Consider the following 12,399-nt stretch of genomic DNA (forward strand, 5'->3'; position numbering starts at 1 on the left):
GCCGGCCGCTCCAGGAGGCGCCGATCAGGCGGCGACCCGGAGCCGGATGTGCAGGTCGGTGGCGCCTACGGGCGCGGGGTCGCCGTCGTGGTCGGTGACCGCGGTCACGGTCAGTCCGGCGGCCGTGGCGAGTTCCTCGAAGGTGTCGCGGGGATACCAGTGCAGGACCCACGGACGCTCCACCACGCTGCTGTCAGAGCCATGGTGGCGTTCGTAGCGCAGGAGCGTCGTCTGCGTCCGGGCCTGTTCGTCGCGTTGCTCGGCGACGGCGGACACCCGGAGTTCGGCGCCGTCGGGCGCGGTGGCCGTGCGCACGCGTCCGATCTGTGCGGCCGGGGTCGGTACGGGCGTGAACAGGGGCACCAGCGCGGTGCCGTCGTCGGTGAGGTGGGCGCGGATGCCGCGCAGGGCGGCCAGGGCGGTGGCGTCGTCGGGGAGCAGGGTGAAGGTCGGTCCGGCCAGGAAGATCGCCCGGTAGCGGCGAGGCAGGCCGAGGGCCTCCATGCGCTGGTGGAACACGGTGGCGGCGATGCCTTGCTCGTCCGCCCGCCGCCGGAGGCGCTCCAGCATGTCGGCGGAGGAGTCGACGCCCTCGACCGCCAGGCCGCGCCGCCGCAGCTCGAGCAGCGGATCACCGTCCCCGCACCCCAGCTCCAGCGCCGGGACCCCGGCTTCCTCGACGAAGGCCGCGTAAGGTGCGGGGTCCGGTGAGAAGGCCTTCAGGGGCCCATAGATCTCTGCGACGATACCGGTGTAGAAGTCAGCTGGGTCCACGCCCGTCACCCTAAGCACGCCCCTCCGTGCGTGCACTCCAATATCGAGGCCGAGTCGCCCCTCAAGTCCCCTGGTATTGCTGGGACTCGCGTTCGTCATGGTGCGGGCGGCTGGCAGGGTGGATGGGTTTGCCGGCGCCCGCGCGGACGGTCGGTGGGTCGCGGTACCCGGGGGGCTCGACCCACGCGCGCGACCGCATTCATCAGCGGTGGCCCGTGGCCGGACAGCCCGTTCGTGTCCCTGACCGAACATCTGCGCAACGATCCGAACTGCCGGGTCCACGACCTCCCCGTCGGCCACCACATCGCCCGCCGCGACCCGCACGGCCTCGCGGCCGTTTTTCGACTCACTGCCGTCCGCCTCGTGATGTCTCGACACACCTGGCCCGGAGCCACTCGTCCCGCTGAGGCGCTGGCCTGATCCCTGCTCCGCGTGTGCCCGCATCCTGGCGATATCCGGTCAACACCACAGGTGTCTTCCGTACTATCGCTACGACACACATGCGCTCCGGCAACTGCCGCTTCCCGTGCGGCAGCAGGCGGGACAGCATGAACCTTCGACTTCGCGTACGCCATGGGCTCGCCGCTCATCGGCTGCGGCACACAGGAAGGCTGTGAGCGCCATGTCCGAAAACACCCTCCCCAACACCGAGTTGACCTCTCAGTACAGCGCGCAGGTGGCCGGCGACCTGGAACGCAATCTCAAGGAGCAGGAGCGGCTCAGCGGCGAGATCGAAGCACTCCAGGAGAAGCTGGCCGCCGTGCGGCACGATCACACCGTCCTGGTGAACCTCCAGCAGGCCCTCGGTGTCCCGGCGGCACCCGCCGCGCCGGCCACCGAGCCCGTCGCGGCGGTGCCCGCTCCCCGTAAGAAGGCAGCGCCGGCATCCGGTGCGGCCAAGCGGACCAGCCGGCCCAGCCAGCCCAAGCAGACCAAGCAGACCAAGCAGACCAAGGCCAAGAAGGCCGCGCCCGCGAAGAAGGGCACCGCCGAGAAGACCGCCGCCGAGGCGCCGGGCTCCGCGTCGACTGCGCCCAAGCTGGTGGATCTCGTGAGGGAACACCTCGCCGGTCAGGCGGAGCCCCGCTCGGCTGCCGAGATCACCGTCGAGCTGGGACGGCTGCATCCCGAGCGCGCGGTGAAGACCACCGTGGTGCGTTCGACGCTGGAAGGGCTCGTGGCCAGGAACCAGGCCCAGCGTTCCAAGCAGGGCACCTCGGTCTTCTACACGGCCCCGGAGCCGGCCGCGCCCACGAACGGCGACCCGACGGAGGAGCCTGCCTCCCAGGCCTGATCGCGACGAGGCGTCCGCCGGCGCGCCGGGTCCGGGCCGCGCGGACCGCTTCACTCGTCCAGCAACCCGGCGCAGCCGGCGCACGGAAGGTCTCCGCTGAGCCGGTCCGTTGCGGTCCCGGGCCGGCCGGCAGCGCCCCCGCCGTGGCGCGCCCGCCTCCCGCGCTGCCGCCCGCGGTGGGCGCTCGGCCGGCGACCCGGCCCCAAGTCGGCTTCCTCCCAGCGGACTTCGACCGACCCCGTTCGGCCGATGCTCGACAGTGACCGGACGCCGGACTGCACCGCTCACCCCTTCGACGTGCAGCCCCCGGCCCCGGAACGCAACGAGCCGATCGGCCGTCGGCACGTCTCCCGACAGTGCGAGCTGCGCGACGACACGACGAGCACGGAGTCACCGGCCGTCGGCGACGGCTTCGACCGCCTCACCTCCTGACAGTGGAAAACTTTTTCCGTTGACAGAGCGGTAACGAAGGGGACATTCGGTGACAACATCCGAGCCGTTCCCTGACCTGCGACATCAACGACGCGGCAGGGAGCCGGAACGGTGATGTCGGCCTGCAAGGAGGAACAGGACATGACGACCACCGAGAACGCGGACGTGGACAGAACCACCGTCCCACCGAGCTACTCCCCGCGCCTCTACAACGAGGACCTCGCTCCCGCCACCGAGCGCAAGTGGGGCGCCTTCAGCATCTTCAACGTCTGGACCTCGGACGTGCACAGTCTGTACGGCTACTTCCTGGCCGCCAGCCTGTTCCTCGTCGCCGGGAACACCCTCAAATTCCTCGTGGGCATCGGTGTGGGTTCCCTGGTCATCTACTGGCTGATGACGCTCGTCGGCAGGGCGGGCGTCAAGACCGGCGTCCCCTACCCGGTTCTGGTCCGCGCCTCGTTCGGCACCTTCGGCGCCAACGTCCCCGCTCTCGTACGGGCCGTGGTCGCCACCTTCTGGTACGGCGCCCAGACCAGCGCTGCGGCCGGTGCCCTCGTCGCCTTCCTGATCCGCTACGACGGCCCCAAGCACCTGCACGAGACCACTCACCTCTTCGACCACAGCGGCCTCGAAGTGCTGTGCTACGTCGGCGTCTGGGCCGCCCAGCTGCTCATCATCAGCAAGGGCATGGAAACGGTCCGCCGCTTCCAGGACTTCGCCGGCCCCGCGGTGTGGCTGATGATGCTGATCCTCGCGGTCGCGCTGTCCGTGAAGGCCGGGGCGCTGTCCTTCAGCGTCGACATGCCGGCCAAGGACCTGGCCGCGCTCGCGAAGAACGCCACCGGACTCGACGTCAGCCCCGGCTCGTTCGCCGCGATCGCCGCGATAGCCGCCACCTGGGTGACCTACTTCGCGGCCCTGTTCCTCAACTTCGGCGACTTCGCCCGCTTCACTCCTGACCAGAAGACCCTGAAGAAGGGCAATATCTGGGGCCTGCCCGTCAACCTGATCCTGTTCTCCCTCGTCGCGGCCGTCACCACGGCCGCCGGCAGCAAGGTATACGGCGAGGTCATCCTCGAACCGGCCAACATCTCCGCCAAGTTCGACAGTGCGTTCCTCGTCCTGCTCGCCGCCCTGACCTTCGCCGTGGCAACCCTGGGCATCAACGTCGTCGCCAACTTCGTCAGTCCCGCCTTCGACTTCGCCAATGTGGCCCCGAAGTACGTGACCTTCCGGCGGGGCGGCCTCATCGCCGCCGTCATCGCGCTGCTGCTCTACCCGCTGCACCCGTGGGACAACGCCCCCAGCTTCGTCAACGCCATCGGCTCGACGATGGGCCCGCTGTTCGGCGTACTCATGGTCGACTACTACCTCATCAGGAAGACCGTGTTGAACGTGCCCGCCCTGTACCAGGAGGACGGGGAGTTCCGCTTCCAGGGCGGCTGGAACATCCGGGCGTTCGTGGCAGCCGCGGTGGGCTCCGTCTTCTCCAGCGTCCTTCCCGTCTACGGCCCGTCCGCATACGGGGAGAAGCTGGGACCGTACTCCTGGTTCATCGGCGTCGCCGTGGCCGGGGTGCTCTACCTCGCCCTCAGCAGGGGAACGAGCCCGCTCACCACGGAGACGGCGACGGCAGAAGCGCCCGAGGTGCAGGCGTAGGACGAAGTAGGCCTTGTCGCCCGCGCATCCGGTCCCGCCGGCTGCGCGGGCGACCCGTGCCGCGGCGCCGGATGCATAAGCCGTCCTGCGCCGGAGCGCACATCGGACTGTCACCCCGCTGACCGGGCGAGGTCGGCCACGGACGAGTCCGCCGTCGCACGGCGACGCTCGGCGAAGCAGCCCGGTCAGCGGGTCGACGCCCGCCCACAGTCCGCCGGCCCGCACTCCCGACCCGTCGGCCGCGTCCGCGCCTTCACAGGCTCGCGAAGAGGCCGTCGAGCGGGGGCGGTGTCCGGTCCGGGGCGAGAGCCTCGACCAGGAGGCGGCCGTAACGGATCTTGCGGCCCCGCTTGGTGCCGAGGAAGCGCCGCATCTGCCGATGCCGGGGCCGACCGTGCTGTGCGGGCTGGCGCTGGAAGGACTGCCAGGCTCGGAAGTCGCCCTCGGCGCGGAAGATCTCCTCGACTTCCGCCGTGCCGAGCGCGCGGATGAGTTCGTCCTCCAGATCGTCGGTGCACACGTAGATGTCCTGGAGCGGCGCCTGTGCCCGCGCCAGGCCGCGCTCGTAGAAGCCTCTCTCGCGGTCGTCGCACAGTCCGGTCAGACGCAGACCGAGGCCGGTCGGCCCGAGGAGCCCGGCGTAGCGGCCGACGCTCATCGCCCCGCCCATGGGGACGACGCACACCCCCTCGGCGGCCAGGTCCCGGCCACGCCGGTCGGCCAGCGCTTCGACGGCAGCGAGATCGCTCAGCCCTTCCAGGAGCACGGCGGTGCGAGCGCCGAGGCTTACCGCCATGTCGCGCGCCGGCCCGTCGGGGCCGCCCGCCGCCCACTTGGTGACCGCATCCTGCAACGCCCTCATGTCCGCCATGGGGTGAGTCTGCACGTCCTGCGGTGGCCTGGCACGGAATTATGCGACCGCCTCGGAGCCATAGCCCCGCATCGCGCGCCCCGGGGTCGACGCCGGTGGCCTCGACCGAGCAACCCTCCGACGGCACGTACGTGCAGCGGCGGCCGGGACGTGACCCGACGTCGGTCCTCGTCCTTTGTTCCGAGGTGCATTGCGTCGAGAGACCGATCCGCTCCGGTCCGGCCGTGCCTAGCGTGATCCACATGAGCCACGCACCCGACAAGACACCCCACGACCGGGCCCTGGACGTCATCCGGGGCTATGTGGACCACGACGCCGTCGCGGTCCACGAGGCGCTGGACGGTCCGGACGCGGGGGGCGCCTCGGAGGTGTACGCGATTCTGAACGGCCTGCTGCGTTCGACCCTGAGCATCATGCGGCTGACCGGCAGGTCGTGGCGGCTGGACGACCTGGTGCGGCGGGCCGACGAGATCGCCGTCTCGGCCCCGCCGCACTACGAGTTCGCCGTGGCCGAGGCGACGCGGGCCTGGGCCCGTGGAGACGAGTCGGCGATGCGTGCGGCCTCGTGCCGGGACCTCGCCGCGGCCGTGCACGTCACCGCCGTGGGCGTCACCGTCATGGGACTGGCCGTGTGGGGCCGGACCGGGTTCCTCGACGTGCTCGCGGAGTCCCGCGAGACCGCTGCCGCACTCGCCCGGCAGTGGGGCTACGGCCCGTCCGGACGTTAGCGGTCCCTCGCCCTCGGGCTGTCCGTCGCGTCAGGACGCCTCATCGCTCCGAGGTGAATGCCGTCGTCGAAGGAACGGCCAGACATGTCGCGGACCTCGAGGAGACGCAGACGACGGGCCAGGGGCGCGGAGGTTCACCGTTCCTCGGCGCTGGTGACCCGCCGTACCAGATCCGCCCACGCGGTCTGGAGGCGCCCGGTGGTGACCTGTGCGTCGGAGCGCAGGTGGTCGAGGGTCTCCAGGTCGACGAAGGCGAGCAGGGCGTGGGCGATCATGGTGTGGTCGCCCACGACGCCCGCCTCCCGCAGGAGTGCGGTGACGTGGTGGCGGAAGGCCCGGCCGTGGGGGGGAGGACCGGCGGCGATCGGTCGGCACCTGGCGGCCCAGGGCCGGTCCGAGGTCCGTGGTGTCGGAAGGCCGTTGCGGTCGCCGAACCGGTGGAACAACGTGCCCTTGCCGACCCCGGCCGCCCGCGCGACCTCGTGCATCGTCACATGCTCGGCGCCCCGCTCGGCCACCGGCCAGGCGGCCGCCTCCAACAGTCGGGCACGGTTGCGGACGGCGTCGGCACGCTGCCCCGGGAGACGTCCGAAAGCCCGGTCATCCCTCGCTCCGTCCTAGGACACCGGTCAATTCCTTTGCCCGGCCACGCAGGTCGCCCCTAGCGTGCAGGCACACAGGGCCGGGCGCGAGGGCAGCGCCCCGCACGGATCAGGAGGAACCGCCATGGGTGTCATGGTCTCGGTCAGGGGCTGGCTGGAGTGTGATGACGGACAGCTGGCCCGGATCAAGGAGATCGTGGCAGCAGACCATCCCGAGCGCACCTACAGCGGGGGCTGGGCTTTCCCCCCTCGGCAGTACAACGCCGTCAGGTGGGCCTTCTACGGGGGTCACATCCGCGCGGTGTCCCTCGACTGGTTCGAGGAGAGGTTGCGTCAGATCGCCCTGATCCCTGCCTCCCGCCCGGATGACGCGTACGACGAGCGGCCCCGGGGGCTGTTCCTGGTCAGCCACGACGTCGACGGCATGAGCGAGTGGAGGGTCCGCGGCGGCGTCCTGGAGATCGGCCTCCCGGGCGGGGACTACCGTTACCTCGACGCCTAGCCGGGGGTGAGGCGCCAGTACCCGTAGGGGTTGTGGAAGAAGTCGTCTTCCTCGAAGCGTTCACACTCGACCCGGTTCATGACCCATCTGCGTCCGTCCGGGGAGGCCCGGAATCCTTCGCCGTTCTCGACTCCGTGTGCGGGCTGCTCGGTCAGCAGGTAGTACGCCGCGACGCTCATGGTGGTCACGCCCTCGTGCAACAGCTCCTGATCCTCCTCGGGTCCAGGTGCCAGCTCCACGTCGGCTTCGCCGAGGAGATGCATGCCACAGCTGTAATACACGTCCTCGTCGGCGACACTGGACACTACCCATGCCTGGACAAGGGCGGCTGCGAGGTCGTACGCATCCTCGGCGGCCTCCGCCCTGTCCGCGAGGGCCAGCCACCGCTCGCGCCCGCAGGCCACCCCGCTGGAATCGTTCTTCACCGCGGTGGCCCCGTTGGCCAGCAACGCGGCAGTGACGGCCAGCGCTCGCCGGGAGACGTCGAAGGCGGTGGACTGGGATATCGGCGGTGACAGTACATAGGCAACCGAGTCATGCGCGTCCACCGCGGCCCAGTCCTCATCGCCGAACCGGTCGTCATGGGTGAACTGGCGGGCCCCCAGCGCGGCGTCGAACGCACTGCGCATCCGAGGGTCCGGACCCCGCTGCAGCTCCTCGACGATGAACTCCCCTCCGCCTGCCTCACCAACCGCCCGCTCGAGTACGTCGAGATCCAGGCCGACTCCGATCGCGCACAGCACGTGCCTCGGCATCACACCCGACCTGGGGACCACGAAGCGCGAGCCGTTGACGACTTCCCCTTGCCACATCTTGCTCATGCGCCCCAGCATGTCAGGTCGACAGCCGGTAGTGATCAGTAAGGGGCCGCGGTTCACCCGGCTTCGAGTTGGTGGTCGGCCCACACATAGGTCTCGGGCAGCAGGTCGCTGATGTGCACGCTGCGGATGCCGTCACCTTCGCCGACGATGACGTCGAGGGCGGGGAAGTAGTCGAGGAGCACCTGACGGCAGCGGCCGCACGGGGGTACGACCCCACGGTCGCGGTCGCCCACGGCGACGATCGTGTCCAGCTCGTAGGCGCCCTGGGCGGCGGCCGTGCCGATGAGCACCAGCTCGGCGCAGGGGCCTCCGGTGAAGTGGTAGGCGTTCACCGCGGTGATGATCCGGCCGTCCCGGGCGCGTGCCGCGGCGGCCATGGTGTGGTTGTCGCCGCGGCAGCGGGTGCGGGCGACGTGCGCTGCGGCCTCGATGAGTTCGTGGTCGACGGGGCGGGTCTGCTGGGGCATCTTCTCTGCTTCTCTGCCTTCGTGAGGTGTCAGGCGACGTTGGCGCATGGGCTGACGGTGCGCAAGCGGATATCGGTGCTCCGCTCGTCCGCAGGCAGTGCCGCCACCTGAAGGTTCGCCCCGCGGGGGATTGCAGCGTACCGGGCCAGGCAATAAGTTTGGGTCCAAACAATATGCCCGCCACGGCACACCCCAGGACACCGAGAAAAGAGCGAGGACGCCGATGACGACCACCCCGCCCCGCATGCTGCTCGTCCTCAGCGAGAACTGGACCCTGACCGGCGGACGGGCCGACCTGCCCGCCGCCGTGCGGTGGGCACGGGAAGCGGAGGACGCCGGGTTCGACTCCGTCATGGTGAGCGAACACATCGTGCTCGGCCCCGACGCCGCGGCCGACGGCATCATGGGCAACCCCCGCGACTACGCCCTGCCGGGCAACCAGGACCCCTTCACCCCCTGGCCCAGCTCCCTGCTCCTGCTCGCCTCGATCGCCTCCGTCACCGAACGCCTTCGACTGGCCGCCGCCGCCGTCCTCGCACCGCTGCGCCACCCCCTGCTGCTGGCGCGGGAACTCGGCACCCTCGACCTCCTCAGCGAAGGCCGGCTCCTCGTCCAGCCGACGGTCAGCTGGAGCAAGGACGAGTACGACGCCCTGGGCGTGCCCTTCCACCGGCGGGGACGGCTGCTCGACGAACACCTGCAGGTCTGGGCGAAGGCGTGGGGCCCGTCCCCGATCTCGCACGACGGCGAGCACTACCCGTTCCAGGACGTCTACTTCGAGCCGGGCGCGTACCGGCCCGACGGGCCGCGGCTGTGGTTCGGCGGCCAGCGCCTGCACGGGCCGCTCCTGCGCCGGCTGGTGGAACACGGCCACGGCTTCCACCCGCTCGGCCGTCCCACACCGCAGGACATGCAGGCGCTGAAGACGGCCATGGCCGCCGCGGGCCGGGACATCGCCGAACTGGAGCTGATCGGCGGCACCCAGGCCGTCTTCCCCGACCACCACTCACCGGCGGACCTCGGCGCGGCTCTGGCGTCCGTACCCGAGCAGATGGAGCAGGGTTTCACGACCTTCTGTGTCAAGCCGAACCAGTTCATCGACGACCCCAGCGGCATCGGTGCCTTCTGCCGCGACGTCATACGACGGGTCGAGGCACGGACCGCATAGCTGAGCGGCGGCCCTCGCCCGGAATGGCCTACGGGATCGAAGCCGGGTCCGCCTCCGGCTCCGACTTCGCCTGCGACTCCGACTTCGCGTCCGACCGCGAGCGCGGCAGGGGCTGTTCCGTCCAGATGATCTTTCCGGTGGAGGTGTACCGGGTTCCCCAGCGCTCGGTGAGCCGGGCGACCAGGAACAGGCCGCGGCCGCCCTCGTCCTCGGTTCGGGCGCGCCGCAGTCGGGGTGAGGTGCCGCTGCCGTCGGAGACCTCGCAGATCAGGGTGCGGTCGCGGAGCAGGCGCAACTGCACCGGGCCGGTCGCGTGCCGGATGGCGTTGGTGACCAGCTCGCTGGCGACGAGTTCCGTCGTGAAGGCCAGTTCGTCCAGGTCCCACGCGGCCAGTTGGGCGGTGACCGCCGCGCGGGCGCGGGCGACGACCGCCGGGTCGCTGGGCAGGTCCCACTGGGCGACGTGCTCCGGCCCCAGCGCGTGGGTGCGGGCGACGAGCAGGGCGACGTCGTCGGTCGGCCGGGCCGGGAGCAGGGCGTCGAGGACGGCCTCGCAGGTGTCCTCCGGCGCCCGGTCGGCACGGGCCAGGACGGTACGGAGGCGGTCCAGGCCGACGTCGATGTCCTGGAGCCGGTCCTCGATCAGCCCGTCGGTGTAGAGCACCAGCTGGCTGCCCTCGGCGAGTTCCAGCTCGGCCGTCTCGAAGGGCATCCCGCCGAGCCCGAGCGGCGGCCCGGCCGGCAGATCCACGAAGTCCACGCGGCCGTCGGGGCGGACGACCGCCGGGAGGGGGTGCCCGGCACGGGCGAGGGTGCAGCGCCGGAGCACGGGGTCGTAGACGGCGTACAGGCAGGTGGCGCCGATGATTCCGGTGTCCGCGTGGGTGTTCTCCACCGCCCAGCCCTCACCGCGGTCGAGGCGGCCGACCAGGTCGTCGAGGTGGGTGAGGAGTTCGTCGGGTGCCAGGTCCAGTGCGCAGAAGTTGTGCACGGCGGTGCGCAGCCGGCCCATCGTGGCGGCGGCGTGCAGACCGTGGCCGACCACGTCGCCGACGACCAGCGCGACCCGGGCGCCGGACAGCGGGATGACGTCGAACCAGTCGCCGCCCACCCCGGCCCGCGCCGGCAGATAGCGGTAGGCGACCTCAACGGCGTTCTGCTCGGGCCTGCCGCGCGGCAGAAGGCTGCGCTGGAGGGCGAGGGCGGTGTGGTGCTCGCGGGTGTAGCGGCGGGCGTTGTCGAAGGAGATCGCCGCCCGGCCGACCAGTTCCTGGGCCAGCGACAAATCGTCCTCCTCGAAGGGGTCGGGCTGCTGGGAGCGGTAGAAGCTGACCACCCCGAGGGTCACGCCGCGGGCCCGCAGCGGCACCGTGATCAGGGAGTGGACGCCCGCGTCGATCACCCGTCCGCCCCGTGCCGGATCGTTGGCGATCCAGCCTCGGGCCTCGGCCAGCACGGGTTCGAGCACCGACTGGCCGCTCTCCAGGCTGCGGGCCTGCGGCGTGGACGGGACATAGCCGACCCGGTCACCGACGCCGTACAGGGCCGGCTCCTGGTGTACGGCGCCCAGCGCGACCCGGCGCAGCAGGGTGTCCGCGCCCGTGGGCCCAGGTTCCTCTCCGTGCAGCACCGGGTCGGCCAGGTCCACGGCGGCGAAGTCGGCGAACCGGGGAACGGCGACGTCGGCCAGTTCCTCCGCGGTGCGGGTGACGTCCAGCGTGGTGCCGATGCGGACTCCGGCGTCGTACAGCAGTTCCAGACGCCGGCGGGCGAGGACGGCCAGTCGTCCGACGCCGGGTTCGCCGACCAGCAGCAACCAGCCGTCGTCCTCGGACCCGGCGCTCTCCCCGGCGGACCCGGCCCCGTCCCCCGCGCTTCGGTCCCGGTCACGGGCGGGGCCGTGCGGAGCGTGGGCCACGCCGGTGCGCCGGGCGGCGGAGACGACGGCGAAGGCACGACGGTGTACGTGTCGGCGGCCGGCGTCGCCGGGGGACCCGGTGCCGGGGCGGTCCGGGCGGGGGACACGGTCATGGGTGTCGCCGCGGTGCCGGTCGGCACCCCCGGCAGGGTGAGTCCGACGTGACGCAGGCGGGGGCCGCCGAGGACGCGGGCCTCGATGACCACGCCCGTCTCGCCCGCCGCGCCGATGACCGGGCGGCGCAGCAGGGTCGCGATCCGGCCGTCGGACAGGGTCACCTCGTCGAAGGTCCGGTGCGGTGAGGCGATGAGTTCCTCGGCCTTCTCGCGCAGCACCGCCAGGTCGATCCGCCCGAGGGCGCCGTCGTCGTGCGTGGTGCGGTGTCCGGGGAGGGCCGTTTCGGGCCGGAGCGGCCGGGCTCGCGTGCCGTGGGTGTCCCGCCCGGCCTGCCGGTAGGCGGCGAGCAGCGCCCGCTCGCGCTGCGTGGCCTGTTCCAGCAGCCGCTCCTCTATGCCGTGGACGGCCTCCCGGACCAGCCGCAGCATGGCGGGGTCGCCGTCGGCGCGCAGGCAGGTGAGGTCGAGGACCGCCTCGACGTGTCCGCTCAGCGGATTGCGGATCGGCGCGCCCGCGCAGGTGAAGGGCTGCAGGCAGTCGGCGAAGTGCTCGCGCCCGACGACGTAGAAGGGGGAGCGCTCGGCCAGGGCGGTGCCGACGCCGTTGGTGCCCACGACCTGCTCGGAGGCGTCGAAGCCGGGGGCGAACCGTATCTCGTCCAGGCGTCGGCGCAGCGTCCGGTCGCCGCCGTAGCGCTGGACCATGCGGGCGTGTCCGTCACAGAGCACGATCGTCATGCTCACGTCGGCGAGCGACGCGGCCAGGTCCTTGAGCACCGGGTCGGCCGCGCGCCGGAACCGGTCGTCCAGCTCCAGGTCGGAGCGGTAGGGAACCAGCAGCTGGTGCGGCTCCAGCCCGGCGGACCGGCACCGTTTCCAGGAGTCGAGCACCGAGCCGCGTACGTCCGAGTCGACCCGGGCGCCGGTCAGGAAACGCTCGTGGGCCTCGGCCAGACCCCCGATCCGGTCCCAGGCGACGGTCATCGGCACCACTTCCTTCACCCGGAGACGGTTCGACGCGCACCGCTGCTCGGCTCGCCCCCGGGG

General features: G+C 71.5%; 13 protein-coding genes. 7 read left to right on the top strand and 6 right to left on the bottom strand.

The genetic code is table 11. The annotated features are described in order from the left end of the window. Positions 1-24 precede the first annotated feature (24 nt). Positions 25-774, bottom strand: coding sequence for a class I SAM-dependent methyltransferase (locus AQJ58_RS22895; RefSeq protein ID WP_067253408.1), 750 nt, complete (start codon positions 772-774; stop codon positions 25-27). Positions 775-1,008: 234 nt separating this feature from the next. Between AQJ58_RS22895 and AQJ58_RS44640 the strand changes: the two genes are divergently transcribed. From AQJ58_RS44640 to AQJ58_RS22910, 4 genes are all read left to right on the top strand, one after another. Further along, complete coding sequence (locus AQJ58_RS44640; protein WP_234360240.1) at positions 1,009-1,194, top strand: hypothetical protein; 186 nt, start codon at positions 1,009-1,011, stop codon at positions 1,192-1,194. A gap of 202 nt (positions 1,195-1,396) precedes the next feature. Then, positions 1,397-2,068, top strand: coding sequence for a hypothetical protein (locus AQJ58_RS22900; RefSeq protein ID WP_067252914.1), 672 nt, complete (start codon positions 1,397-1,399; stop codon positions 2,066-2,068). Between the two features lie 249 nt (positions 2,069-2,317). Further along, on the top strand, positions 2,318-2,500 hold the full coding sequence (locus AQJ58_RS22905; RefSeq protein ID WP_067252916.1) for a hypothetical protein: 183 nt from the start codon (positions 2,318-2,320) through the stop codon (positions 2,498-2,500). A gap of 141 nt (positions 2,501-2,641) precedes the next feature. After that, on the top strand, positions 2,642-4,159 hold the full coding sequence (locus AQJ58_RS22910; RefSeq protein WP_067253413.1) for an NCS1 family nucleobase:cation symporter-1: 1,518 nt from the start codon (positions 2,642-2,644) through the stop codon (positions 4,157-4,159). Between the two features lie 253 nt (positions 4,160-4,412). On the opposite strand, the gene AQJ58_RS22915 is transcribed toward AQJ58_RS22910, so the two are convergent. Next, positions 4,413-5,030: a TOPRIM nucleotidyl transferase/hydrolase domain-containing protein gene (locus tag AQJ58_RS22915; RefSeq protein WP_067252918.1), complete on the bottom strand. Its 618-nt coding sequence runs from the start codon at positions 5,028-5,030 to the stop codon at positions 4,413-4,415. Between the two features lie 242 nt (positions 5,031-5,272). Between AQJ58_RS22915 and AQJ58_RS22920 the strand changes: the two genes are divergently transcribed. Then, entirely contained in the window at positions 5,273-5,758 is a 486-nt protein-coding gene (locus tag AQJ58_RS22920; protein ID WP_067253416.1) for a hypothetical protein, read from the top strand. 134 nt (positions 5,759-5,892) lie between these two features. On the opposite strand, the gene AQJ58_RS22925 is transcribed toward AQJ58_RS22920, so the two are convergent. After that, positions 5,893-6,246 (bottom strand): TetR family transcriptional regulator, encoded by a 354-nt coding sequence (locus AQJ58_RS22925; protein WP_234360241.1) that lies wholly within the window; start codon positions 6,244-6,246, stop codon positions 5,893-5,895. A 238-nt stretch (positions 6,247-6,484) separates the two neighbouring features. On the opposite strand from AQJ58_RS22925, the gene AQJ58_RS22930 reads away from it, so the two are divergent. After that, the gene (locus AQJ58_RS22930; protein ID WP_067252920.1) at positions 6,485-6,862 is read left to right on the top strand and encodes a hypothetical protein; all 378 of its coding nucleotides are present in this window, start codon (positions 6,485-6,487) and stop codon (positions 6,860-6,862) included. On the opposite strand, the gene AQJ58_RS42720 is transcribed toward AQJ58_RS22930, so the two are convergent. Further along, positions 6,859-7,683, bottom strand: a complete 825-nt coding sequence (locus AQJ58_RS42720; protein ID WP_159056297.1) for a hypothetical protein — start codon at positions 7,681-7,683, stop codon at positions 6,859-6,861. The two genes, AQJ58_RS22930 and AQJ58_RS42720, sit on opposite strands and share 4 nt — an antisense overlap. Positions 7,684-7,736: 53 nt before the next feature. Beyond that, the gene (locus AQJ58_RS22940; RefSeq protein ID WP_067252924.1) at positions 7,737-8,150 is read right to left on the bottom strand and encodes a cytidine/deoxycytidylate deaminase family protein; all 414 of its coding nucleotides are present in this window, start codon (positions 8,148-8,150) and stop codon (positions 7,737-7,739) included. Between the two features lie 223 nt (positions 8,151-8,373). Between AQJ58_RS22940 and AQJ58_RS22945 the strand changes: the two genes are divergently transcribed. Next, complete coding sequence (locus AQJ58_RS22945) at positions 8,374-9,318, top strand: LLM class flavin-dependent oxidoreductase (protein WP_067252925.1); 945 nt, start codon at positions 8,374-8,376, stop codon at positions 9,316-9,318. 28 nt (positions 9,319-9,346) lie between these two features. On the opposite strand, the gene AQJ58_RS44645 is transcribed toward AQJ58_RS22945, so the two are convergent. After that, positions 9,347-11,131, bottom strand: a complete 1,785-nt coding sequence (locus tag AQJ58_RS44645; RefSeq protein ID WP_420712181.1) for a SpoIIE family protein phosphatase — start codon at positions 11,129-11,131, stop codon at positions 9,347-9,349. Between the last annotated feature and the right edge of the window lie 1,268 nt (positions 11,132-12,399).

Origin of the sequence: Streptomyces sp. DSM 15324 (genome assembly GCF_001514285.1) — a bacterium.
Lineage (GTDB): Bacteria > Actinomycetota > Actinomycetes > Streptomycetales > Streptomycetaceae > Streptomyces.

Bases quoted from the DNA above. Each gene is read 5' to 3' on its own strand.
- AQJ58_RS42720 (WP_159056297.1), bottom strand. From the start codon at position 7,683: ATGAGCAAGATGTGGCAAGGGGAAGTCGTCAACGGCTCGCGCTTCGTG.
- AQJ58_RS22920 (WP_067253416.1), top strand. From the start codon at position 5,273: ATGAGCCACGCACCCGACAAGACACCCCACGACCGGGCCCTGGACGTC.
- AQJ58_RS22905 (WP_067252916.1), top strand. From the start codon at position 2,318: ATGCTCGACAGTGACCGGACGCCGGACTGCACCGCTCACCCCTTCGAC.
- AQJ58_RS22940 (WP_067252924.1), bottom strand. From the start codon at position 8,150: ATGCCCCAGCAGACCCGCCCCGTCGACCACGAACTCATCGAGGCCGCA.
- AQJ58_RS22915 (WP_067252918.1), bottom strand. From the start codon at position 5,030: ATGGCGGACATGAGGGCGTTGCAGGATGCGGTCACCAAGTGGGCGGCG.
- AQJ58_RS22930 (WP_067252920.1), top strand. From the start codon at position 6,485: ATGGGTGTCATGGTCTCGGTCAGGGGCTGGCTGGAGTGTGATGACGGA.
- AQJ58_RS22925 (WP_234360241.1), bottom strand. From the start codon at position 6,246: ATGCACGAGGTCGCGCGGGCGGCCGGGGTCGGCAAGGGCACGTTGTTC.
- AQJ58_RS22900 (WP_067252914.1), top strand. From the start codon at position 1,397: ATGTCCGAAAACACCCTCCCCAACACCGAGTTGACCTCTCAGTACAGC.
- AQJ58_RS22945 (WP_067252925.1), top strand. From the start codon at position 8,374: ATGACGACCACCCCGCCCCGCATGCTGCTCGTCCTCAGCGAGAACTGG.
- AQJ58_RS22910 (WP_067253413.1), top strand. From the start codon at position 2,642: ATGACGACCACCGAGAACGCGGACGTGGACAGAACCACCGTCCCACCG.